At 60.0% G+C, this 22,522-nt stretch carries 21 protein-coding genes and 1 tRNA gene; 4 read left to right on the forward strand and 18 right to left on the reverse strand.

What is annotated here, in order from left to right; all coding sequences use genetic code 11:
• Positions 1-33 precede the first annotated feature (33 nt).
• Positions 34-960: an AraC family transcriptional regulator gene (locus BMZ79_RS11525; RefSeq protein ID WP_090639988.1), complete on the forward strand. Its 927-nt coding sequence runs from the start codon at positions 34-36 to the stop codon at positions 958-960.
• Positions 961-1,139: 179 nt separating this feature from the next.
• Here BMZ79_RS11525 and BMZ79_RS11530 read toward each other — a convergent pair whose 3' ends face one another.
• The 7 genes from BMZ79_RS11530 to BMZ79_RS11560 all read right to left on the reverse strand — a co-directional run bounded on the left by BMZ79_RS11530 (position 1,140) and on the right by BMZ79_RS11560 (position 9,427).
• Entirely contained in the window at positions 1,140-1,907 is a 768-nt protein-coding gene (locus BMZ79_RS11530; RefSeq protein ID WP_090640218.1) for a sugar phosphate isomerase/epimerase family protein, read from the reverse strand.
• Positions 1,908-2,110: 203 nt separating this feature from the next.
• On the reverse strand, positions 2,111-3,403 hold the full coding sequence (eno, locus tag BMZ79_RS11535) for a phosphopyruvate hydratase (RefSeq protein ID WP_090639991.1): 1,293 nt from the start codon (positions 3,401-3,403) through the stop codon (positions 2,111-2,113).
• Positions 3,404-3,514: 111 nt separating this feature from the next.
• Complete coding sequence (gene gpmI / locus BMZ79_RS11540; RefSeq protein ID WP_090639993.1) at positions 3,515-5,047, reverse strand: 2,3-bisphosphoglycerate-independent phosphoglycerate mutase; 1,533 nt, start codon at positions 5,045-5,047, stop codon at positions 3,515-3,517.
• Position 5,048: 1 nt separating this feature from the next.
• Positions 5,049-5,801, reverse strand: a complete 753-nt coding sequence (gene tpiA / locus BMZ79_RS11545; protein ID WP_090639996.1) for a triose-phosphate isomerase — start codon at positions 5,799-5,801, stop codon at positions 5,049-5,051.
• A 40-nt stretch (positions 5,802-5,841) separates the two neighbouring features.
• Positions 5,842-7,023 (reverse strand): phosphoglycerate kinase, encoded by a 1,182-nt coding sequence (pgk, locus tag BMZ79_RS11550; RefSeq protein ID WP_090640000.1) that lies wholly within the window; start codon positions 7,021-7,023, stop codon positions 5,842-5,844.
• A 263-nt stretch (positions 7,024-7,286) separates the two neighbouring features.
• Positions 7,287-8,291 carry a type I glyceraldehyde-3-phosphate dehydrogenase gene (gene gap, locus BMZ79_RS11555; protein ID WP_090640003.1) on the reverse strand — a complete coding sequence of 335 codons (1,005 nt, stop codon included), beginning with the start codon at positions 8,289-8,291 and terminating at the stop codon, positions 7,287-7,289.
• A gap of 89 nt (positions 8,292-8,380) precedes the next feature.
• The gene (locus tag BMZ79_RS11560; protein ID WP_090640222.1) at positions 8,381-9,427 is read right to left on the reverse strand and encodes a sugar-binding transcriptional regulator; all 1,047 of its coding nucleotides are present in this window, start codon (positions 9,425-9,427) and stop codon (positions 8,381-8,383) included.
• 249 nt (positions 9,428-9,676) lie between these two features.
• On the opposite strand from BMZ79_RS11560, the gene BMZ79_RS11565 reads away from it, so the two are divergent.
• The 3 genes from BMZ79_RS11565 to sda all read left to right on the forward strand — a co-directional run bounded on the left by BMZ79_RS11565 (position 9,677) and on the right by sda (position 11,172).
• Positions 9,677-9,751 (forward strand) — tRNA-Arg (locus BMZ79_RS11565).
• Between the two features lie 261 nt (positions 9,752-10,012).
• Entirely contained in the window at positions 10,013-10,594 is a 582-nt protein-coding gene (clpP, locus tag BMZ79_RS11570; RefSeq protein WP_090640226.1) for an ATP-dependent Clp endopeptidase proteolytic subunit ClpP, read from the forward strand.
• A gap of 410 nt (positions 10,595-11,004) precedes the next feature.
• A complete protein-coding gene (gene sda, locus BMZ79_RS33600) occupies positions 11,005-11,172 on the forward strand; it encodes a sporulation histidine kinase inhibitor Sda (RefSeq protein WP_256252673.1) in 168 nt (55 codons plus the stop codon).
• A gap of 97 nt (positions 11,173-11,269) precedes the next feature.
• On the opposite strand, the gene BMZ79_RS11580 is transcribed toward sda, so the two are convergent.
• From BMZ79_RS11580 to hisF, 11 genes are all read right to left on the reverse strand, one after another.
• A complete protein-coding gene (locus BMZ79_RS11580) occupies positions 11,270-12,034 on the reverse strand; it encodes an SIMPL domain-containing protein (protein ID WP_256252675.1) in 765 nt (254 codons plus the stop codon).
• A 189-nt stretch (positions 12,035-12,223) separates the two neighbouring features.
• Positions 12,224-12,493 carry an HPr family phosphocarrier protein gene (locus BMZ79_RS11585; RefSeq protein WP_090583454.1) on the reverse strand — a complete coding sequence of 90 codons (270 nt, stop codon included), beginning with the start codon at positions 12,491-12,493 and terminating at the stop codon, positions 12,224-12,226.
• Between the two features lie 98 nt (positions 12,494-12,591).
• Positions 12,592-13,521 (reverse strand): DNA-binding protein WhiA, encoded by a 930-nt coding sequence (gene whiA, locus BMZ79_RS11590; RefSeq protein ID WP_090640011.1) that lies wholly within the window; start codon positions 13,519-13,521, stop codon positions 12,592-12,594.
• Between the two features lie 6 nt (positions 13,522-13,527).
• Positions 13,528-14,511: a gluconeogenesis factor YvcK family protein gene (gene yvcK / locus BMZ79_RS11595; protein WP_090640014.1), complete on the reverse strand. Its 984-nt coding sequence runs from the start codon at positions 14,509-14,511 to the stop codon at positions 13,528-13,530.
• Positions 14,512-14,519: 8 nt separating this feature from the next.
• The gene (rapZ, locus tag BMZ79_RS11600; RefSeq protein WP_090640016.1) at positions 14,520-15,410 is read right to left on the reverse strand and encodes an RNase adapter RapZ; all 891 of its coding nucleotides are present in this window, start codon (positions 15,408-15,410) and stop codon (positions 14,520-14,522) included.
• Positions 15,411-15,488: 78 nt separating this feature from the next.
• Positions 15,489-16,439, reverse strand: a complete 951-nt coding sequence (locus BMZ79_RS11605) for an ROK family glucokinase (protein ID WP_090640019.1) — start codon at positions 16,437-16,439, stop codon at positions 15,489-15,491.
• Positions 16,440-16,641: 202 nt separating this feature from the next.
• Positions 16,642-17,589, reverse strand: coding sequence for a thioredoxin-disulfide reductase (gene trxB, locus BMZ79_RS11610; RefSeq protein ID WP_090640021.1), 948 nt, complete (start codon positions 17,587-17,589; stop codon positions 16,642-16,644).
• A gap of 29 nt (positions 17,590-17,618) precedes the next feature.
• Positions 17,619-19,361, reverse strand: coding sequence for a tetratricopeptide repeat protein (locus BMZ79_RS11615; RefSeq protein WP_090640024.1), 1,743 nt, complete (start codon positions 19,359-19,361; stop codon positions 17,619-17,621).
• Positions 19,362-19,585: 224 nt separating this feature from the next.
• Positions 19,586-20,536: a ribose-phosphate diphosphokinase gene (locus BMZ79_RS11620; protein WP_090640228.1), complete on the reverse strand. Its 951-nt coding sequence runs from the start codon at positions 20,534-20,536 to the stop codon at positions 19,586-19,588.
• A gap of 357 nt (positions 20,537-20,893) precedes the next feature.
• Complete coding sequence (hisIE, locus tag BMZ79_RS11625) at positions 20,894-21,583, reverse strand: bifunctional phosphoribosyl-AMP cyclohydrolase/phosphoribosyl-ATP diphosphatase HisIE (RefSeq protein ID WP_090640025.1); 690 nt, start codon at positions 21,581-21,583, stop codon at positions 20,894-20,896.
• Positions 21,580-22,338, reverse strand: coding sequence for an imidazole glycerol phosphate synthase subunit HisF (gene hisF / locus BMZ79_RS11630; protein WP_090640028.1), 759 nt, complete (start codon positions 22,336-22,338; stop codon positions 21,580-21,582). Before hisF ends, hisIE begins: the two co-directional genes overlap by 4 nt.
• Positions 22,339-22,522 lie beyond the last annotated feature (184 nt).

Consider the following 22,522-nt stretch of genomic DNA (forward strand, 5'->3'; position numbering starts at 1 on the left):
GCATCCATAACCGAGGAAGCGAGGTGAAATCGCATGTGCGGCAATAGCCCGGCCGACCTCCCGCCGCCCCGGACGATCGCTTGGGACGCTCTGCAGCCGGTCGTCTGGTACGCCAACCGGATGCAGTGTCCGCCGGGGTTCGTCTTCGGGCCGCGGGTGATCGACGAGCACCAGTTCATCTTGGTCGCGGACGGGCTCGGATCGGCCTGGATCCAGGGCGAACGCTATGACGCGGTCCCCGGCAGCCTGTTCTACTACGGGCCGGAGACGGTGCATCGCTTCGAGGCGGACCGGGAGCGGCCGTTCCTGCTGTACGGGCTCCACTTCAGCTGGACCGGCGAATATGCCGGGACGGGCGCCGGCATCTCGATCCGGGAAGCGTCCTTCGACCCCGCCACGGACGCGAAGCGCGACAACCGGATGGTCGTCGGGAGCCCCGGCCGCCCCGAGGACGATCTGACGATCGGCGACGTCCGCGAGCTGCCCGCGGAGCGCTTCGAGCCCCTGTTCGCCCGGATCGCCGAATGCTACCGCATGGAGGACCGAGGCTTCAAGGCGTCGCTGCTGCGCGGCCTGCTGCTGGAGCTCATCGCCTCCATCAAGCAGGGGGAGCGGCGCGAGGGCCGGCAGCCGATCTCGCCGCTTGTCGCCGGCATCGCCGAACGGCTGGCCCGCCGCGCGCGGGAGCGCTACGACCGCCGCTGGCTGGGCGAGTGGAGCGCCTACCACCCCGACTATATCGCCCGGCAGTTCCGCGCGCAGCTCGGCGTCACGCCGTACGATTACTTCATGGCCCGCAAGCTCCAGCTGGCCAAGGACCTGCTCGCCCATACCGAGCTCCCCCTCCTCGCGATCGCGGCGGAGCTGGAAGCCGGCAGCATCCACAATTTCACCAAATGGTTCAAGCAGCTCGCCGGCGTGCCGCCCGGGAAGTTTCGCGGGGGCAGCCGGTTTATTTAAGGACGCGAACGGTTCGCCGGTCCTTAAGGCCGCGAAGCATCTGAAAAAGGCCCCGCCTCCGCGCCGCGAAGCGACGGAGAACGGGGCCTTATTCGTTTAGGCGATGAAATATCGCCGGCTTGTCCGGCCGGAAACGGGTTATGCCGCTTAGCCGGCCGCGCCCATCCCTTAGGGCCGTCCTACGCGAAGCCGTGCTGGCGGAAGAACTCCAGGCTGAGCTTGGCGCTCTCGAGGGAGGAGTTCTCGAACTCTTCCTGCTCGACGATGAAGTATTCGATGCCGGCCTGCTCGGCGATGTCGAGGACGCCTTTCAGGTCGACGACGCCCTTGCCGACCTCCGTGTCGCTGCGGCCTTGGCCGAAGTCTTTAAAATGCGCCAGCGGCACGCGTCCCGCATAGCGGTTCACGTAATCGGTCGGCTTCTGGCCGCCCATATGCACCCAGCCGAGGTCGAATTCGGCGACCAGGTACTCCGGCGACACCTTCTCCAGCAGCCAGTCGATGACCGGCTTGCCTTCCACGAGCTTGAATTCGAAGTCGTGGTTGTGGTAGCCGTATTTGAGTCCCGCTTCCGTCACCTGCTTGCCCGCGGCTTCGAGAATGCCCGCCAGCTTGTTGACGTCGTCGATCGTCGGATTTTCCGGCAGCGGCGCCCATGGCGTCACGATGTATTTCAAGCCGAGCTCCTTGGCGTAGTCGATCTGCTTTCTTAGGTCTTGGTCGATCTTCTCCGGCTCGCCGAAGTTCAGTCCGACGTGCGCCGAAGGCGCTTCCAATTTCAGCTCGTCGAGCAGCGCTCTCAGCTCGGAAGCCGGCGTGTTGTAATACCCCGCGAATTCCACCGCCGTGTAGCCCATTTCCGCCACTTTGCGGATCGTGCCCAGGAAATCCTTCTCCGTCTGATCGCGGAGCGTGTACAGCTGCAAGCCCACCACCGGTTTTGCCACGATATCCACCTCGAATGATTGAGTATAGTCGGTCTTCGGTCCTTGCGTTCGGCTAAAAAAGAGGAGAGCCGCAGGTCCTTGCGCCCTGTCGTCTCTCCCCTAATTATAGCCGTCCCCCGGGGCGAATCCACGCCGCCATTTGGGACATTCTTTTGTTTTTTTGGCCTCGGGCCCGAATGAGGGCCGGCCTGTATCTTATGTTCTTATTTGAAGCTCTTCAGGTTATAGAACGCGCTCTTGCCGGCGTATTGCGCCGTGGAGCCCAGCTCGTCCTCGATGCGGAGCAATTGGTTGTACTTCGCGACGCGGTCCGTGCGGGACGGCGCGCCCGTTTTGATTTGGCCGGCGTTCGTCGCGACCGCGATGTCGGCGATCGTGCTGTCTTCGGATTCGCCGGAACGGTGGGAAATGACCGCCGTGTAGCCCGCGCGCTTCGCCATTTCGATCGCGTCGAACGTTTCCGTCAGCGAGCCGATTTGGTTGACTTTAACGAGGATCGAGTTGCCTACGCCCTTCTCGATGCCGTCGGACAGGCGCTCGGTGTTCGTGACGAAGAGGTCGTCGCCGACGAGCTGCACTTTGCCGCCCAGACGGTCGGTCAGCAGCTTCCAGCCTTCCCAGTCGTCTTCGGAGCAGCCGTCTTCGATCGTGATGATCGGGTACTTGTCTACCCACGAAGCGAGCAGGTCGACGAACTCGGCGGACGTGAACGAACGGCCTTCGCCTTCGAGGTGGTACTTGCCGTCTTTATAGAACTCCGTGGACGCGACGTCCATGCCGAGGAATACGTCTTCGCCCGGCTTGTAGCCCGCGCGCTCGATCGCGGAGATGATCGTCGTGATCGCTTCTTCGTTGGAACCGAGGTTCGGCGCGAAGCCGCCTTCGTCGCCGACGGCCGTGTTCAGGCCTTTGTCTTTCAGGACCGATTTCAGGTTGTGGAAGATTTCCGCGCCGATGCGCAGCGCTTCCTTGAAGCTGTCCGCGCCGACCGGCAGAACCATGAATTCCTGCACGTCGATGTTGTTGTCGGCGTGCTCGCCGCCGTTGACGATGTTCATCATCGGAACCGGCAGCGTTTTGGCGTTGAAGCCGCCCAGGTACGTGTACAGCGGCACGTCCAGCGCGTCGGCTGCCGCGCGCGCGCATGCCATGGATACGGCGAGGATCGCGTTGGCGCCCAGCTTGCCTTTGTTATGCGTGCCGTCCAGTTGGATCATCTTGCGGTCGATCAGCACTTGGTCCAGCGCGTCGAGGCCGATGATTTCCGGCGCGATGATCGTGTTGACGTTCTCGACGGCTTTCAGGACGCCTTTGCCGAGGTAACGGGACTTGTCGCCGTCGCGGAGCTCAACGGCTTCGTAGGCGCCCGTGGACGCGCCGGACGGCACGATCGCGCGGCCTTTGCCGCCGGACTCGAGGATGACTTCGACTTCTACCGTAGGGTTGCCGCGGGAATCCAGGACTTCGCGTGCGTATACGTCGGTGATGATGGACATGGTTTCGAAACACTCCTTTTAATAGATGGTTGGGTTCTTGCGCGGCCCCGGGGGCGCCGAATGGGACGCGCCCGGTACCGGTCGTTATCGTCTACGATTGTACTGTATCTCTCAGCCTTGGACAAGCGACCGGCCGGTCATTTCTTCCGGCTGGCTCAAACCCGCGAAATGGAGGATCGTCGGCGCGATGTCGGCCAGGATGCCGCCTTCGCGCAGCGGGCCGACCTGCTTGGTCACGATGAACGGAACCGGGTTCGTGGTATGCGCCGTGAACGGACGGCCGTTCTCGTCGATGACCATGTCCGCGTTGCCGTGGTCCGCCGTGATGAGGCAGACGCCGCCTTTGGCCAGCACCGCTTCCACGACTTGTCCGAGGCACGCGTCCGTCGCTTCGACCGCCTTGATCGTCGGCTCCAGCATGCCGGAGTGGCCGACCATGTCGGGGTTCGCGAAGTTCAGGATGATGACGTCCTGACGATCCGCTTCGATCTCTTTCACCGCGGCCGCCGCCACTTCGTACGCGCTCATTTCCGGCTTCAGGTCGTACGTGGCGACCTTCGGCGACGGGATCAGAATCCGCGTTTCGCCTTCGAGCTCATGGTCGCGTCCGCCGCTGAAGAAGAACGTGACGTGCGGGTACTTCTCCGTCTCGGCGATGCGCAGCTGGCGCTTGCCGTTCTGCACGAGCACCTCGCCCAGCGTGTTGTCCAGGTTCTTCGGCGAATACGCCACGTACCCGCCCACGGTTTCGCTGAACAGCGTCAGGCAGACGAAGTACAGGTTCTTCGGCGCTTGCGGCCCGCGGTCGAAGCCGCGGAAATCTTCGTTCGTGAACACCTGCGACAGCTGAATCGCGCGGTCAGGCCGGAAGTTGAAGAACACGACGGAATCTTCGGATTCGACGAGGCCGACCGGTTTGCCGTCTTCCTTCACGATGACCGTCGGCATGACGAACTCGTCGAACACCGATTTCTCGTACGATTCCGTGACCGCTTGGATCGGGTCCGTATATTGCGGACCTTCGCCGTATACCATCGCGCGGAACGACTTCTCGGTGCGCTCCCAGCGCTTGTCGCGGTCCATCGCGTAGTAGCGGCCTTGCACCGTCGCGATTTTGCCTACGCCGACTTCCTGAATCTTCGCCGTCAGCCTCTCCAGGTAGCCCTTCGCGCTGTCCGGCGCGACGTCGCGGCCGTCGAGGAACGCGTGGATGTACACGTCCGGCATCTCTTCCTTCTTCGCCAGGTCAAGCAGCGCGAAGAGGTGTTCGATGTGGCTGTGCACGCCGCCGTCGGAGAGCAGGCCGTACAGGTGAAGCTTCTTGCCGTTCGCCTTGGCGTGGCGAACCGCGCCGACCAGCGTCTCGTTATCGAAGAACTCGCCGTCGCGGATGGACTTGCTGATGCGGGTCAGGTCTTGATACACGATCCGGCCCGCGCCGATGTTCAGATGGCCGACCTCGGAGTTGCCCATCTGGCCTTCCGGCAAGCCGACCGCTTCGCCGCTCGCCGTGAGCGTCGTGTGCGGATACGTCGACCAATAACGGTCGTAGTTCGGCTTGTTCGCCTGCGCGACCGCGTTGCCCGTCACGTCATTGCGAAGGCCGAAACCGTCCAAGATGATGAGTGCTACCGGTGCCGTCATCTTATTTCGCCCCCTCGACCAGCTGAATGAAGGAAGCGGGCTCGAGGCTCGCTCCGCCGACCAAGGCGCCGTCGATGTCGGATTGTCCCATATATTCGCTTACGTTGTTCGGCTTTACGCTGCCGCCGTATTGGATGCGGACCGCGTTCGCCGTCGCCGGGTCGTACAGCCCGGCGATGACGCCGCGGATGAACGCGATGACGTCTTCGGCGTCGGCCGCCGTCGACGATTTGCCCGTTCCGATCGCCCAGATCGGCTCGTACGCGACGACCGTTTCGGCCGCTTGCGCGGCGGAGAGGCCTTGGAACGCCGCTTCCGTCTGCACCTTGCAGACGGTTTTCGTTTGCTCGGCTTCGCGCTCTTCGAGCTTCTCGCCGACGCAGACGATCGGCGTCAGGCCGTGCTTGAACGCCGCCTGCACCTTCTTGTTCACGATCTCGTCCGTCTCCGCGAAGTACGCGCGGCGCTCGGAGTGGCCGATGATGACGTATTTCACGCCGAGGTCCTTCAGCATGACGCCGCTGATCTCGCCCGTGAACGCGCCGTTGTCCTCGAAATGGACGTTTTGCGCGCCGATGGCGATCGACGTGCCTTTCGCCGCTTCGACGAGCGCCGGCAGCGCCGTGAACGGCGCGCAGATGACGGTTTCGACGCCGTCGACTTCCGCTTTGCCCTTCACGTCCGCGAAGAATGCCGTCGCCTCCGACACGGTTTTGAACATTTTCCAGTTGCCCGCAATAATCGGTTTACGCATGGTCGCAATCGCTCCTTTACCTTCGCAATCGGTTCGGTTCTTACTTATCGTTCAGCGCAACGACGCCCGGAAGCGCCTTGCCTTCCATGAATTCCAGGGAAGCGCCGCCGCCCGTGGAGATGTGGTCCATTTTGTCGGCCAGGTGGAACTTCTCGGCCGCCGCCGCGGAGTCGCCGCCGCCGATGACCGTATAGGCTTCCGTCTCGGCGCAGGCTTGCGCGACCGCGCGCGTGCCGTGGGAGAACGGCTCGATCTCGAACACGCCCATCGGGCCGTTCCAGACGACCAGCTTGGAGTTCTTGATGACGTCCGCGTAGATCTCGCGCGTCTTCGGTCCGATGTCGATGCCTTCCCAGTCGGCCGGGATGCCGTCGACGTCGACGATCTTCGTGTTCGCGTTCGGGCTGAACTCGTCCGTGATGACGATGTCGACCGGCAGCAGGAACTGCTTGCCTTGCGCCTTCGCCTTCTCGATGAATTCCAGCGCCAGGTCGAGCTTCGAGTTATCGCACAGGGATTGGCCGATTTCATGGCCTTGCGCCTTGAAGAACGTGTAGGACAGGCCGCCGCCGATGATGATGTTGTCCGCGATCTCGATCATTTTGTTGATGACGTCGATCTTGTCCTTGACCTTGGAGCCGCCGACGATCGCCGTGAACGGACGCTCGGGGTTCGAGAGCGCCTTGCCGAGAACGTCGAGTTCCTTCTCCATCAGCAGGCCGGATACGGCCGGCAGGTGGTGCGCGATGCCTTCCGTCGACGCATGCGCGCGGTGCGCGGCGCCGAACGCGTCGTTGACGAACAGGTCGGCCAGCTCGGCGAACGCCTTCGCCAGCTCCGGATCGTTCTTCTCTTCGCCCTCGTAGAAGCGCACGTTCTCCAGCAGCAGCACGTCGCCGTCCTTCAGTCCGGCCACCGCCGCCTTCACCGCGTCGCCGATCGCCGCGTCGGCTTTCGCCACGGGCTTGCCGAGCAGCTCGGACAGACGCTCGCCGGCTTTCGTGAGGCGCAGCTCTTCCACGACTTGGCCTTTCGGACGGCCCATGTGGCTGGCCAAAATCACTTTCGCGCCCTTCTCGATCAAGTACTGGATCGTCGGCAGCGTCTCGCGGATCCGCGTATCGTCCGTAATCGATCCGTTCTCCATCGGCACGTTGAAATCGACGCGCACGAATACGCGCTTGCCCGCTACTTCTACGTCACGCACACTCTTTTTGTTCATTAGCAGAATTCCTCCCGGTACCCAAGCCGCCACGAGGCGGAAAACAGGTCAAAGTGTATTGAAATTCTCCACGCTATCCAAGATCCGCTCTCGCGGGTCTATCTGTCTATGTGTAAAGGCGCCGCGCGCGCGGCGCCGGCCGCGGGTCCCCGTAAACCACCGCGAAGGAGCTGCACCGGCAGCTCCTTCGCCAAACGTCGGGTGTCCAGAGGAGGACCCTCGGTATCCCCGTTCAAAGGGGGACAACGGACATCCGCCGCTTCTTACAGGCCTTTCGACGCGATATATGCAGCCAGGTCGACGACGCGGTTGGAATAGCCCCACTCGTTGTCGTACCAGGAGATGACTTTAACCATGTTGCCTTCAACGACCATCGTCGACAGCGCATCGATCGTGGAGGAAGCAGGGTCGTGGTTGTAGTCGCTCGAAACAAGCGGCTCTTCGTTGTAGTTCAAGATGCCTTTAAGGGAAGTTTCGGAAGCGTCTTTCAGCGCCGCGTTCACTTCTTCGACCGTAACGTTGACTTTCAGTTCGGCAACCAGGTCGGTTACGGAAACGTTAGGCGTAGGTACGCGCATGGCCATGCCGTTCAATTTGCCTTTCAGCTCAGGCAGTACAAGGGATACCGCTTTGGCAGCGCCCGTGGAAGAAGGAATGATGTTTTCCGCGGCAGCGCGAGCGCGGCGCAGATCTTTATGCGGAACGTCAAGCACGGATTGATCGTTCGTGTACGAGTGAATGGTCGTCATCATGCCTTTTACGATGCCGAATTTGTCGTTAAGCACTTTTGCGAACGGAGCCAGACAGTTCGTCGTGCAAGACGCGTTGGAGATAATCGTGTGAGCGGACGCATCGTATTTGTCTTCGTTGACGCCCATAACGATCGTGATGTCTTCGTTGGAAGCCGGTGCGGAGATGATGACTTTCTTCGCGCCGCCTTTCAGGTGAAGCTCGGCTTTTTCTTTCGCCGTGAAAATACCCGTGGATTCAACGACGATTTCCGCGCCGACGGATGCCCAAGGGAGGTTTTCAGGGTTGCGTTCAGCAAACACTTTGATCTCGCGGCCGTTTACGACCAGCGCGCCTTCTTTCGCTTCAACCGTGCCGTCGAGCTTGCCGTGCGTCGTGTCGTACTTCAGCAGGTGTGCAAGCGTGTTCGTGTCCGTCAGATCGTTGACTGCGACGATTTCGACATTCGGGTTGTTCAGAGCGGCGCGGAATACGTTACGACCGATGCGACCAAAACCGTTAATACCAACTTTTACCATTTTTGTTTCCTCCTAGACATGATTTCATTTATCTCAAGACGAGCTTCGGCGGGCCACGGGGCCGCCCCGATTCGTCAAGATCACTGCGTTCATCCTTGCTGCGCCGATTCCTTATCAATGATCGACGCGATTTCCAGCGCCGCGGCTTCGTCCGTCACGAGCACGTCGTCGTGCCCGAAGCGCATGACCGCCGCGATGGCTTCGCCTTTGCTCCGTCCGCCGGCGATCGCGATGACGACTTCCGTCTCCATGATGTCTTCGAGCCGCAGTCCGGCGGTCAGCATCTTGTGGACGACGGCGCCGTTGCGGTCGAAATAATACCCGAACGATTCCGCGAGCGCTCCCTCCGCCTGCATCGCTTCCGCGACCGTGGCGTCCACGCGCCTCCGTCTTGCCATGACCATAGCGTCTCCGATGCCGTGAACGACGATGCGGGACCTGCGGATGACCTCCACGATCTCGCGCACGTTCGGTTCCTGCATGAGCGACGTGTACGCTTCCTCGCCCAGGTGGTCGGGCACGTGCAGCAGCCGGTACTGCGCCCCCGTCCGCTTTGCCATGGTGGAGGCGATCGTATTCGCCTGGTAATCGAGGCTTTCGCCCAATCCGCCGCGCGCCGGCACGAACAGGTTGTTCTTGAGCGGCGCCTGCGAGGTCAGCTGGCCCGCCATCTGCGCGAGCGTCGACCCGCCCGTCACCGCGATGACGTCGTTGTCCTTCATATCCTTGCGGAGCACGCTGCAGCCTGCCCGCCCGAGCTCCCGCCGCGTGACCGGCGATTCGTCCGAGTCTCCGGATACGATGACCACCTGCTTCAGGCCGAAATGCCTGCGGATCTTCTCTTCCAGCTCCGATAAGCCGAACATCGCCTTATAGAACGGCTCCATCTCTTCGAGGAGGCGTTTGCCCGCTTCGCTGATCCGCATGCCGCCGGCGTCGATGATCAGCAGGTCCTGCGATTTGAGAAAGTCCGTTTCGGCGCGAAGCACGCGTTCCGTCATGTCCAGGGATGCGGCGAGCGAGCGCCTGCCGATCATATCCGAGAGCATCACCTGACGGAGTATAAGGTACCGCTTGCGCATGACGACGAGCAAGTCCGGCAGAAGCTGCTGTTGTATGGCGATCAGCGCGTGCATCTTCAACATCAACTCCAGTTACGAGAGAGCTGGATCATTCCGGGACCGACAACACCAAGGGACATAAAATGTCCCGCATGATCGTTTTTCGTCCCACCGCTATTGTAACCCATTCGATTGGCGGGGGCAAGACCGGCCGGACGATTGAAAACGATTACGGACACGATTTACACAAAATTATTTTCAAAGTCGGACTTGCAATTTTGCTTGCTATCCCCTATAATCAGTTTTGCTGTCACAAACGAGCATGCGCCCGTGGTCCAATGGATATGACGTAGGCCTCCGGAGCCTGAGATCGAGGTTCAATTCCTCGCGGGCGCGCCATTACCTTATCAATCAGAACGTCTACATATGAAGAAGGACCTTCCGCTTCCGGAAGGTCCTTCTTGCGTTTCCGGAACCGCGGGCGACCCAATCAGCATCTCCAAATCTCCCGGAAAGTAACCCCCGAGGCCCGGTTTCCCTCGCTTCCGCCCGTTATTTGACCTTCTTTGACTTTTGCCGTTTTATCCGTTAGAATGTCATTACACGCTACATCTTTTTCAAAAACCATTTCCGTTTTAGGAGGGAACCACGATGGAATCGATGAACTTCGTACCCATGGTTATCGAGCAAAACAACCGCGGGGAGCGCGCCTACGACATTTACTCCCGCTTGCTGAAGGATCGGATTGTCTTCCTCGGCACGCCGGTCAATGATCTGGTCGCCAACTCCATTATCGCGCAGCTGCTGTTCCTGGCGGCGGACGATCCCGACAAAGACATCTCGCTCTACATCAACAGCCCCGGCGGCTCGGTTTCGGCCGGTCTCGCCATCTTCGATACAATGAACTTCATTAAGCCGGAGGTCTCGACGATCTGCGTCGGCATGGCGGCTTCCATGGGCGCCTTCCTTCTCGCGGCCGGCGCGAAAGGCAAGCGCTACGCCCTCCCGAACAGCGAAGTGATGATCCATCAGCCGCTCGGCGGCGCGCAAGGCCAAGCCAGCGACATCGAGATTCGCGCGAAGCACATCCTGAAGACGCGGGACACGCTGAACCGCATCCTCGTGGAGCGCACCGGCCAATCGCTCGAAAAAATCGAACGCGATACGGACCGCGACTACTTCATGTCGGCGGCCGAAGCGGCGGCCTACGGCCTCGTCGACAAAGTGATCGAAAAGCTGTAAGGTCCGCGATTTGCTTTGTGTAAGATTTGTAAGATTTCATGCGGCACGACATTCAGGCGCGTTAATCCTTCACGGGGTTAACGCGTTTTAATGTTGTTAAATTTCTCTCATATATCACACATACGCCTGATTGTCAATAAGCATTCAACGCTGTGAATGCATAAGGACGATCCCTTTAAATCGTGATAATATGTACTAAATGATTCCAGTTTCACCTTCCCTTAGGCTACGCAGTAAAATCTATAAAACGGAGTTGCACACGCATGAAACTTACGAAACCATTCGCAAGCGTGCGAAATTTCATTCGATCCAATGACTCGGGCAATGCCTTTACGCCATACGCACCCACGTTCGAACCCAAATTTACGCATGCGCCGTCCGAACCCGATACGCACAATCTGTTTCTGCCGATGCAGGATCGATCGCTTTTGCTGCGTCCGCTTAGCGATACTCATCTGATCGAAGTGTACCAGGAAGCGAAAGCGATGCACCTCTCCGAAGAGTTCATCTCGCTGATCGAGCACGCGATCGAGCAGCGCGGACTGAACGTCAACGACGACCAGAAGTCGCCGGCTTAGCCGCGCCGCTTGCAAGGCGGTTCATAAAGAAGACCGGCCTCTTCCGGAGAGGCCGGTCTTCTTTGGTTAATGCACGGGCGTTAGCACGTTGCACGCTTTATTGCATTTCGTACACGACGGTAATGTCGGCGGAGACGGTAATTTCGCCCGTTTGCACGCTCGTGCTAGGCGTCCCTGCCGCCGAATCCGCCGCCGCCATTTCGCCTTTATTGATGAAGATCGGACCGCTGCTTGCGCTGTTCTGCGTAATCGCGATGACGTCCGTCACCTGCTTGCCGGCCGACTTCGCGAGCGCCGCGGCTTTCGCTTTGGCGTTCGCCATCGCATTATCGAGCGCCTGCAGCTCATACTGCTCCTGCTTCTCCGTATCGAACCGCACGCCGTCGACCCGGTTCGCGCCGGCAGCGGACAGATCGTCCAGCAGCTTGCCGATGCCGTTCAAGTCGCGGGTCGTCACTTGCACCGCATGCACGGCCGCGTAGTCCTTGATCTTGCTCGAGCCGTCCTTCGGGTTGTACTCGTACTCCGGCTGCACGGAGAAGCCCGTCGTCTTGACGTCCTTCGTCGCGATCTTGTACGTCTCGTAGAGCAGCTTCGTCAGCCCCGAGAACTGCGTCGCGTTCTTCGCCTGCGCGTCCTTCGCCGTCGCCGCCCTCGCCTCGACCGCCACGCTGACGTACGCGACGTCCGGCGCCGCTTCGATCTTGCCGTTGCCCGACACCGTGACCGTGTTCTTCTGCGCCGCGGCGCCGTTGTCCACCGCATAGACCGGCTTGCCGCCCTGTCCCGCTCCTCCGAGCATCGCACCCACCCCTACCGCGAGCGCCAAGACCGGCACCAGCAGCCATTTCGGTTTTGCCATCTTCATCACGTTCGACCCGCCCCTTTTGGACAAATTTAGGTGATTCCATTATGTATGACGCGTTCCGCCGCATCGATGTTGCGGGAAAGCGCAAACATTCTCCCGTCTCCGGACAAAAACAGAAAAAACCCCCGTACGGGAGTTTCCTCGTATCGAAATGAACGGCCCCAAACAGCCGTAATTTCGTCCTTATTGGTTCTCAAGCTCTTCCTTGCTGACCAGGTTGACTAAAGCGGTTACAGCTTGGTCGGCATCCGAACCTTCCGCACTTATCGTGACTTCAGTACCTGAGCTGATTGCAAGGCTCATAATCCCCATAATGGATTTTGCGTTCACTTTTTTATCGTCTTTCTCAACAAAGACCTCGGAAGAAAACTTGTTCGCTTCCTGGACAAAAAGTGCGGCCGGTCTTGCATGAAGACCTGTCTTCAGTCGAACGACAACCGGATGCCTTGTCATGAAACCTTACCCCCTATACGAAATTCAACCGTTACCATATGCAAACGTCGTTTTATTCACTATTATACCACTTTTACGCATTGTACACTAGCCTCTGCCTATCCGTTCCTTAATTTTTCCGCAAGCTCGTCGATTTTACGCAGCCGATGGTTGACGCCGGACTTGCTCACCTTGCCTTTGAGCATTTCGCCGACCTCCGTCAAATTCAGGTCCGGATGGCTCAATCGTATATGCGCCACCTCGCGGAGCTTATCGGGCAGGCTTTCGAGCCCCACCTCGCGCTCCAGCAGCTTGATATTATCGATCTGACGGACCGCCGCCCCGATCGTCTTATTCAAATTCGCCGTCTCGCAGTTGACGATCCGGTTGACGGAGTTGCGCATATCCCGCATGATTCGGACATCCTCGAACTTGAACAGCGCTTGATGCGCCCCGATGATGCTGAGGAGCTCGATGATTTTCTCGCCCTCTTTCATGTAGAAGATGAACCCCTTCTTCCGTTCGATGCAGCGGGCGTTCAAGTCGAACTTGTTCGCCAGCTCTACGAGCGCCTTGCAATGCTCTTCATACATCGTGGCAATCTCCAGGTGGTACGAGGAGCCTTCCGGATTGTTCACGGAGCCGCCCGCCAAGAACGCCCCTCTCAGGTAGGAGCGCTTGCAGCATGATTTGCGGATGATCTCCTTGTCGATGCCTTGATTAAAGACGAACCCCTCGGAGACGATTCTGAGCTCGCTCAGGATCTCCTGCACTTTGGCCGGGATTCGGACGATATACACGTTGTTCTTCTTCAGCCTCATTTTCTTGCGCACGAGCAGCTCCGTATGCACGGCGAACTGCTTCTTGATGAGGGAGTAAATCCGTCTGGCGATTGCCGCGTTTTCCGTCGAGATGTCGAGAATGATTTTTCGGCTGGACAGCGAGACCGAACCGTTCATGCGAATGAGCGCCGACAACTCCGCCCGTTCACAGCACGCATCCGCTTCGATGAGCGTCAATTCTTTTTTGGTTTGTCCCGCAAAAGACATGTTCCCTCACCTCTTTCGTTCCATCCAGTTTTCCACGAGCTGATAAATATGATGACTCAACTTGTCGGCGTCATGCCGCAAATACGTGCGGAACAAGACCAGCTTGTCGGCAATTACCTTGTAACCGCGCCGCTGCACTTCGTCCAAATCGAGATGGACGGCTTTCGCCCCCATCTCCGCGTATTTCTGCTGCACCTGCTCCGGGATCTCGCCGTCGTTGACGATGACATAGTCGAACAACTGATGGCCGATATGCTGCTGCACGGCCGCCAAGTGGTCGCTGACCGCATAATCGTCCGTCTCGCCCGGCTGCGTCATGACGTTGCAGACGAACATTTTGATCGCGCACGACTCCACGATGCTCTGCGCGAGCTTCGGCACGAGCAGGTTGGGAATGATGCTCGTGTAGAGGCTGCCCGGACCGATCAGGATGGCGTCCGCCTCCCGGATCGCCTCCACCGCTTCCTCCAGCGGCTCGACGTCCGGCGGCTCGATGAAGACCCGCTTGATCGCCTGGCCGGCTTTCGGAATGTTGGATTCGCCCGTAATGATGGTGCCGTCGACCGTTTCGCCCTTCAGCACGATGGCTTCGCCCGCGGCCGGCAGCACCCGTCCCCGGACGGCCAAGACTTTGCTCAGCATCCGGACCGCGGAGACGAAATCGCCGGAAATGTCGGTCATCGCCGCCAGCATCAGGTTGCCCAAACTATGGCCCGCCAAACCGGTGCCGGAATTGAACCGGTACTTCAGCACGTCGGACAGCAAAGGCTCGACGTCCGCGAGCGCGATGAGCACGTTGCGGATATCGCCAGGCGGCGGCATCTGCAGCTCGCTCCGCAGGATGCCGGAGCTGCCGCCGTCGTCGGCCACCGTGACGATCGCGGTGATGTCGAGCGGCTTCTCCTTCAGTCCCCGGAGCATGACCGACAAGCCCGTGCCGCCGCCGATGACGACGATACGGGGCAGTTGTTGCTTTCTAGCTTGCGCCATGGGTTGCCTCAGCTCCGATCACGATCTGCATCTCGATGACTGACGCGCACGATTTCCGTATCGCTGCTGCCGAGCATGCGCCCCAAATATTCCGCGATCGCCACGGACCGGTGCTTGCCGCCCGTACAGCCGATGCCGATCACGACTTGACTCTTGCCTTCCTTGCGGTATAACGGGATAAGAAATTGCAGCATGTCGAGCAGCTTCGCGAGAAACGCCTGCGTCTCCGGCCATTTCATCACGTACTCGTAGACCTCGGGATCCTGCCCCGTATTCGGGCGCAGATGGTCGACATAATGCGGATTGGGCAAAAACCGGACGTCGAAGATCAGATCGGCGTCGATCGGGACGCCGTATTTGAAACCGAAGGAAATGACGTTCACCGAGATCGTGCTCAAATCCGAGTTCGTAAACCGGGATTTGATCCGTTCCTTCAGCTGGGACGGCTTCAGGCTGCTCGTATCGATCACCTGCGTCGCCCAGCCCTTCAAATCCTCCAGCATCCGGCGCTCCAGCCCGATCCCCTCGAGCGGCAGCCCTTCGGGCGCCAGCGGATGCATCCGGCGGCTCTCCTTGTAGCGCTGCACGAGCACGCTGTCCGTCGCGTCGAGGAAGATGATCTCGTAGCTGATCGTATAATGTTCTTTCACATAGCTGAGCGACTCCGACAGCGCCGTGAAAAACTCGCGTCCCCGCAAGTCGATCACGAGCGCCACCTTGCCGATTTTACCGTTGGACTGTTCGATCAACTCGGCGAATTTCGGTATAAGCACCGGCGGCAGATTATCGACGCAGAAGTAGCCCAGATCCTCCAGGCTCTGCACCGCGATCGTCTTGCCCGCTCCGGACATGCCCGTTATGATGACGAGCTTCGCCTTCGCCGTTCCTCCCGATTCCATCGTCAATCCCTCCTTACCCGTGAAACCCTTCAACCGTCGAATAACGCATCTATGATAACCAAAGTCTTCCCGGGTTGCTTACGCGCGGATGATCAGGCCGGCCGCGCCGACGACGCCCGCGTCGTTGCCGAGGATGGCCGGCACGATTTCCACGCCTTCCTGCGCCATGTCCGGCGTCGATTTGCGGAAGACGTCGCGGATTTGTTCGAACAGGAACTCGCCCGCCTTCGATACGCCGCCGCCGATGATGAAGCGCTGCGGATTGAGCACGACGGCGACCGTCGCCATCGATTTGCCCAGATAGAACGCCGCGCGGTTGACGATGCGCGCCGCCACTTCGTCGCCGGCCTTCGCCGCGTCGATGACGTCCTTCGCCATAATATGCTCCACGAACGTCAGGGACGTGCGGTCGCCGCGCTCTACCGCGTCTTTGGCCATCCGGATGATGCCGGTCGCGGACGACACGGTTTCCAGGCAGCCTTTGTTGCCGCAGCCGCACTGGATCGCTTCGAGATCCGGCACGATCGCCATATGGCCCAGCTCGCCGGCCATGCCTTTGTAGCCTTCGACGACTTTACCGTTGATGATGACGCCGCCGCCGACGCCCGTGCCGAGCGTGTAGCAGACGCAATCCGAGATGCCGCGGCCCGCGCCGGCCCATGCTTCGCCGAGCGCCGCCACGTTCGCGTCGTTGTTCACGAGCACTTTCTTCTCGAGCTTCTCTTCCAAAATATCTTTAAGCGGCACGTTCTCGAAGAACAGGTTGACCGACTTGTGGACGAAACCGCGCGGAATGTCCAAAAAGCCGGCGATGCCGATGCCGACGCCTTCGACTTGGTCCCACTCGAACGGGGACTGCTCCACGATGAGCCGGGCGTACGCCGCGATGTTATCGCAGACGACGTCGGAGCCTTTCTCGACTTCCGTCGGTCCTTCATACGTATGCAGCAGACTGCCTTCACTATCGCAAATGCCTACCTTGATGGACGTACCGCCAATATCAACGCCTACGACAATTTTCTCGGACATCACTGGGCCACCTCTATAACTAATATAAGGATCGAGTCTTGCTTCCGTTCCAACTAAACTATAAGCGAACGCTTCCAACTGGTCAAGAATAAGCCGGACTTGCCAAAAACATCCTGTTCGCGCACGTCCGCCGACATGAAGCGACGCTGTTCGTCCGTCCGAACAGCGTCCTTGTCGCGCTTACGCTTACCTTGAGCTTCGATTACAGCGATTGGCTCCAGTCGTGAACCGCGTGGCCCTCGAGGAACTTCTCGCAATCCAGCGCCGCCATGCAGCCGCTGCCGGCCGCGGTAATCGCTTGGCGGTACTTATGATCCTGCACGTCGCCGCAGGCGAAGATGCCCGGGATGTTCGTCTCCGACGTGCCCGGCTTGACGATCAGATAGCCGGTCTCGTCCGTGTCCAACTGGCCGTTCAGGAACTTCGTGTTCGGCGTATGGCCGATCGCGACGAAAATGCCGTTCGTCTCGATGACTTCTTCTTCGCCCGTCGCATTGTTCTTCACCTTCAGCCCGGTGACGCCCATGCCGCCGGCCACGACTTCAAGCGGCGTGCGATCGAGCGCCCAGCTGATTTTGTCGTTCGCGCGCGCGCGGTCCTGCATGATTTTGGAGGCGCGCATTTCCGGACGGCGGTGAACCAGCACGACCTCGGAAGCGAAGCGCGTGAGGAAGCTCGCTTCTTCCATGGCGGAGTCGCCGCCGCCGACCACGATGATTTTCTTGCCGCGGAAGAAGAAGCCGTCGCAGGTCGCGCACGTGCTGACGCCGCGGCCCACGTTCTCGCGCTCGTTCGCGATGCCCAGGTATTTTGCGGAGGCGCCGGTCGAGATGATCAGCGCTTCGGCCTGCAGCTCGCCTTGGCCTTCGACCTGCAGCGTGAACGGACGCTTGGAGGTATCGACGGAGTTGACCCATCCGGTGCGGAATTCCGCGCCGAAGCGCTCCGCCTGCTTGCGCATGTTGGCCATCAGGTCCGGACCCATGATGCCGTCCGGGAAGCCCGGGAAGTTCTCGACTTCCGTCGTCGTCGTCAATTGGCCGCCCGGTTCGGGGCCTTCGATGACCAGCGGGTTCATGTTGGCGCGAGCCAGGTAAATCGCGGCCGTGAGGCCCGCAGGGCCGGTTCCGATAATAATAGCTTTGTACACGATGTTGCCTCCTTTGCGTGTGCGCTCCCTTAGTCGCGGTGATCCGCCAATGCCGGGAAGATCGTTCTCATTTTTTCTTTGATGCCGCAAATCTCGTCGATGCGCTTGGCGCATTTGCTGACGGTCGCGATCGAGATGCCGTAGCGCTGCGAGACCTCGTGGTACGAAATTTCGCGGCGGTGCATCTTCGCGGTCAGATATTCGAGCGCGGCGGCCCACCCTTCGACTTTCCCGAGCTTGGGCACGTCGGGGTAGACCCGCGACAGGAATTCGATCCAGAGCGTGAGCAGGTCATGCTGCTGCACGAGGTCGTACTGCTTATTCATGCGCATGAGCGCCGCTTCCAGCACGGACTGCCATTTGTCTTCCCAGACCGGCAGGCGGGACGGCATCCGGCTGTGCTCGATGACGGTCTCTTTGCCTTCGAGGATCGCATGGAGCGATTCGTGCACCCCGATGGAACGGAGCACGAAGATCGCGATCCGTTTCAGGTAGTCGTCCTCCTGCGGCTCCACGATGAAGTCGCGCAGCGCGTCCTTCACTTCGCCGTCGGCGATCATGCCGAGCGCCTGGATGACCTGCAGCTTGGTGTGCCGGTCGCCGTGGCGCAGCGCCCAGAAGAAGGACGAGCGGACGAGCGGGTCGCGCTTCATATGGTCCGGCAGCGATTCCGTCGACTTCTCCCACAGCTTGAATTGCTCCTCGAACGGCAGGTGATAATGATAGCTGGCCGGCGCGGCGGGCTGGCCTTGGGCCATGCGGTCGAGCTGCTCCAGATAGTAGCCCGGCACATGGGAGTCGGCGTCCAGCTTCCGGACCTGCAGCCATAACCGCCGCGATTCGTCGTAGCGTTCCAGGTTGAACGCCGCCACGGCCGCGTAGTGATACAAGCAGGCATCCGATTTCAGCCCGCCGTCCTTGAGCAGCCGCATGAAGTGCCGGTAGGCCTCGCCATGCTCTCCTAGAATGCCCATTGTCGTCGCCAGCTTAAACACGTGCTCCTGGTGGAACGGCACGGTCTTGCGCAGCAGCTCGACGAGCGGCGCGAGCAGCTCTTTGTCGCCGCCATGCTGGTAGAAAATCGCCAGGTTGCACAAGGCGTGCAGGTTGCCGGGCTCCAGCTCCAGCACCTGCTTGATCGTGGTCATCGCTTTATCGAACACGCCCATGTAATAGTACGCCAGCGCCAGATTGTTGCGCGCCGCCAGGAACTCGCCGTTCTTCTCGACGATGCTCTCCAGCAGCCGGACGGCCTCGGCGAATTTGCCCTCTTCCAGCATCGCTCTCGCTTTGTCGTGCTCGAAGAAGCCTTCGCGCGCCTTGACGAACGCCAGCTTCGTCGGACGCTCGAGCTCGTAGCGGAGCAGCTCCATCATCTCTTCCGCTTCCTCGAGGAACTGCCCCTCGGCGTCTTCCTCCAGGTAACGGATCAGCGCGTTCTCCGCGTCCTCGTACCTTTCCATGTTGGCGTAGTTGTTCGCCATATAAAAGTGGCATTCCGTCATTTCGGGATCGAGCTCGGTCACGATGGACTGGAGAATGCGGTTGGATTCTTCGTAGTTCCCCATCTCGGACAAAATGCCCGCCATGTTGCAGTGGTTGACGGGATTGTCCGGTTCGTATTCGGCCGCGCGCCGGAAATATTTCAGTGCCTTGTCATAATGATATCGATCCATCGAGCGAACCGCGCGCTCGAAGAAGAACGTTGCGTCCCATTGAATCGGTATGATTTTCGTGCTGCGGCCGGCGAACGCAAGTTTCTTTTCTTTCAAAACGCAAGGCACCTCCTCGGTTGCGCAGGCGAGCGGTACCCGCATGCGCATTAGAAATTATGCACGTCATTATGAACAGCCCCGTACAAAGTTTCTACGATTATACCATAACGCGGCCTATCCATACACGCAAGAATACGTGGCAAATCGCGGGCGAGTGCCCGCGATTCCGGTGGGTGGCCGCAAAATGCGGCCGTATGGGGCGTCTCCCCGGCCGCCGCCGGTTAGATGCCCGCGTTCTTGAAGAGCGTGCTGATGGAGCCGCCTTCGATGATGATCCGCGTCGTTTCCGCCAGGATCGGCGCGACCGAGAGCACCTTGAACCGGTCGGAACGGTTGTCCGGGAGCGCGATCGTGTCCGTGACGACGACTTCTCTAATATTGGGATGATCCAATCGCTGCAGGGCGGGACCCGAGAAGAGCGGATGCGTCGCGCAGACGTATACGTCCTCGGCGCCGCGTTCCTTCAAGCCTTCCACGACGTTGACGATCGTGGTGCCCGTGTCGATCATGTCCTCGATGATGATCGGCGTCTGCCCTTGGACGTCGCCGATGACGTGCGTGATGATGGACTCGTTGTGGGTCGGGCGCTTCTTGATCATGATGGCAAACGGCGCATCCAAGTAGTTGGCCAGCTTCTCGGCGGTCGACGCGCGTCCGGCATCCGGGGATACGACGACCGGGTTCCGGATATTCTTCGATTTCAGGTAGTCGCTGAGCAGGTCGAGACCCGTCAGGTGATCCACCGGAATGTTGAAGAACCCTTGAATCGCCGGGGCGTGCAGATCGATCGTAATGACGCGCGTCGCGCCTACGGTCGTCAGGACGTCCGCGACCATCTTGGCGGAAATCGGTTCGCGGGGAGCCGCTTTGCGCTCTTGCCGCGCATAGCCGTAATAAGGCATGATGATGTTTACCGTACGGGCGGAAGCGCGCTTCGCCGCATCGATCATGACGAGCAATTCGACGAAGTGATCGTTGATGGGATGCGAAAACGATTGGACCAGAAATACGTCGCAGTTCCGGATCGTTTCCTCGTAGTGAACATAAATCTCGCCGCTTTTGAACCGGGACACCTTGATTTTGCCGAGCGGCAGCCCGAGCTCTCCGCTGATTTTTTCAGCCAATTGGGGATTCGAGGAACCCGAGAAAATACGCAGCTTGTCGCTAAACAACATAATACCCTCCTGAGCGATTAGACCACTGAATTTAAGACTTTCTTCCCACCGCGAACGGCCTGGAGATACAACTTAACGACCGACTTTCCGGCATTTGAAAATACCGCTTGTTTCGACAACTTTCATTATACATGGAAACCGCCATATTTCAAAAAACGATCTTTGGAAATGAACCGCCCTGACCGCCCCTGGCCGACGCTCAACCGCGCGTGCCCCGGGCCGCCGTCACGATCCCGGCGCTTTGCGGCGTCTCGCGGGGCTTGTTCACGAACTTGACGCATTTTCGCGCCTCCGGACGCGGCAGAACCGAGCGCGCTCCGCGGCTCGGTTGCGGCCCGTTTCTCCCCGAACGGATCAGGAGGACGCCTTCTTCTGATTATGGCGATGGCCGAGCTCGCGCATGACCTCGTCCAGCGACAAGCCCCGCTCGCGCAGCAGCACCATCAGGTGGAAAAGGAGATCGCTCGTCTCGCAGCGCAGCTCGTCGTTGTCTTGGTTCTTGGCCGCGATGATGACTTCCGCCGTCTCCTCGCCGACCTTCTTCAAGATCTTGTCGACGCCTTTCTCGAACAGGTACGTCGTGTACGCGCCCTCGGGACGCTCGGCGTAGCGCTCGGCGATCGTCGCTTCCAGCTGGTTCAGCATCGCGAACCGATCGCCGGATTGCTGGAAGGAGCTCGCGCCTTCATCCGTGCCCTTGATGCCCGCCACTTCGCCGGTGAAGCAGCTGTACGCGCCGGTGTGGCACGCCGGACCGGTTTGGTCCACCCGGACGAGCAGCGTGTCGCCGTCGCAGTCGTAATGCATCGCCACGATGCGCTGCGTGTGGCCGCTGGTCGCGCCTTTGTTCCACAGCTCGCCGCGCGAGCGGCTCCAGAACCACGTCGTCCCCGACTCCGCCGACAGCGCCAGCGATTCCCGGTTCATGTACGCCAGCATCAGCACTTCTTTGCTTTTCGCGTCCTGCACGATCGCCGGGACCAGGCCCGCCTCGTCCCATTTGATTTGCTCGGTTAGTTCCCCAATCGTCTTGCCCGTGCTCATCGAATCTCGACCCCTTTCAACCGCAAGTCGTCCTTCACGTCGCGGATCGTCATTTCTTTGTAGTGAAAAATCGTCGCCGCCAGGCCCGCATCCGCGCGCCCCTGCTCGAAAACGTCGTAAAAGTGCTCCACCCGGCCCGCGCCGCCGGAGGCGATGACCGGAATGCCGAGCGCGTCCGACACCGCGCGGGTCAGCTTCAGGTCGAAGCCGTCCTTCGTGCCGTCGGCGTCCATGCTCGTCAGCAGAATCTCGCCGGCGCCGAGCCGTTCGACTTCCTTGGCCCAGGCGAGCGCCTTGATGCCGGTCGCGGTTCGGCCGCCGTGCGTGTACACTTCCCACTCGCCCCATTCGGGGTTGAACTTGGCGTCGATCGCGACCACGATGCATTGCGAGCCGAACTTCTTCGCGCCGTCTTGGACAAGCGAAGGGTTCTTCACGGCGGCCGTGTTGATGCCGATCTTGTCGGCGCCGGCGCGCAGCAGCCGCTTCATGTCGTCGACGCGGGCGATGCCCCCGCCGACCGTGAACGGGATCGTGATTTCGCCGGCCGTCCGTCTGACGACCTCGACCATCGTGGCCCGGCCTTCGACGGAAGCGGAAATATCGAGAAACACCAGCTCGTCCGCGCCTTCCTTATCGTAAATCGCCGCCAGCTCGACGGGATCGCCGGCGTCGCGAAGGTTCACGAAATTCACGCCTTTGACGACGCGCCCGTCCTTCACGTCGAGGCAGGGAATAATCCGTTTCGCTAACATGGAGGACGCTCCATTCTAAAAGTTTTGTGATTGAAGCCTTGCCCGGGAATCCGGCAAGAAAAGCAAAACTCGCTTCGGAAGCATATGCCAAGTTTTGTGAGTGAAACCTTTGTAATGCGAATCTTTAATCTCACGCCATGCCTTATTTACGATCCGAATACTTAACCGCATCAAGGGTTCGCCG

The sequence above is a fragment of the Paenibacillus sp. UNC496MF genome (assembly GCF_900113915.1).
Classification (GTDB): domain Bacteria; phylum Bacillota; class Bacilli; order Paenibacillales; family Paenibacillaceae; genus Paenibacillus_Z; species Paenibacillus_Z artemisiicola.

Excerpts from the sequence above, each read along its gene's own strand:
- BMZ79_RS11525 (WP_090639988.1), top strand. The coding sequence starts at position 34 with ATGTGCGGCAATAGCCCGGCCGACCTCCCGCCGCCCCGGACGATCGCT.
- eno (WP_090639991.1), bottom strand. The coding sequence starts at position 3,403 with ATGTCCATCATCACCGACGTATACGCACGCGAAGTCCTGGATTCCCGC.
- gpmI (WP_090639993.1), bottom strand. The coding sequence starts at position 5,047 with ATGACGGCACCGGTAGCACTCATCATCTTGGACGGTTTCGGCCTTCGC.
- tpiA (WP_090639996.1), bottom strand. The coding sequence starts at position 5,801 with ATGCGTAAACCGATTATTGCGGGCAACTGGAAAATGTTCAAAACCGTG.
- pgk (WP_090640000.1), bottom strand. The coding sequence starts at position 7,023 with ATGAACAAAAAGAGTGTGCGTGACGTAGAAGTAGCGGGCAAGCGCGTA.
- gap (WP_090640003.1), bottom strand. The coding sequence starts at position 8,291 with ATGGTAAAAGTTGGTATTAACGGTTTTGGTCGCATCGGTCGTAACGTA.
- BMZ79_RS11560 (WP_090640222.1), bottom strand. The coding sequence starts at position 9,427 with ATGCACGCGCTGATCGCCATACAACAGCAGCTTCTGCCGGACTTGCTC.
- clpP (WP_090640226.1), top strand. The coding sequence starts at position 10,013 with ATGAACTTCGTACCCATGGTTATCGAGCAAAACAACCGCGGGGAGCGC.
- sda (WP_256252673.1), top strand. The coding sequence starts at position 11,005 with ATGCAGGATCGATCGCTTTTGCTGCGTCCGCTTAGCGATACTCATCTG.
- BMZ79_RS11580 (WP_256252675.1), bottom strand. The coding sequence starts at position 12,034 with ATGGCAAAACCGAAATGGCTGCTGGTGCCGGTCTTGGCGCTCGCGGTA.
- BMZ79_RS11585 (WP_090583454.1), bottom strand. The coding sequence starts at position 12,493 with ATGACAAGGCATCCGGTTGTCGTTCGACTGAAGACAGGTCTTCATGCA.
- whiA (WP_090640011.1), bottom strand. The coding sequence starts at position 13,521 with ATGTCTTTTGCGGGACAAACCAAAAAAGAATTGACGCTCATCGAAGCG.
- yvcK (WP_090640014.1), bottom strand. The coding sequence starts at position 14,511 with ATGGCGCAAGCTAGAAAGCAACAACTGCCCCGTATCGTCGTCATCGGC.
- rapZ (WP_090640016.1), bottom strand. The coding sequence starts at position 15,410 with ATGGAATCGGGAGGAACGGCGAAGGCGAAGCTCGTCATCATAACGGGC.
- BMZ79_RS11605 (WP_090640019.1), bottom strand. The coding sequence starts at position 16,439 with ATGTCCGAGAAAATTGTCGTAGGCGTTGATATTGGCGGTACGTCCATC.
- hisIE (WP_090640025.1), bottom strand. The coding sequence starts at position 21,583 with ATGAGCACGGGCAAGACGATTGGGGAACTAACCGAGCAAATCAAATGG.
- hisF (WP_090640028.1), bottom strand. The coding sequence starts at position 22,338 with ATGTTAGCGAAACGGATTATTCCCTGCCTCGACGTGAAGGACGGGCGC.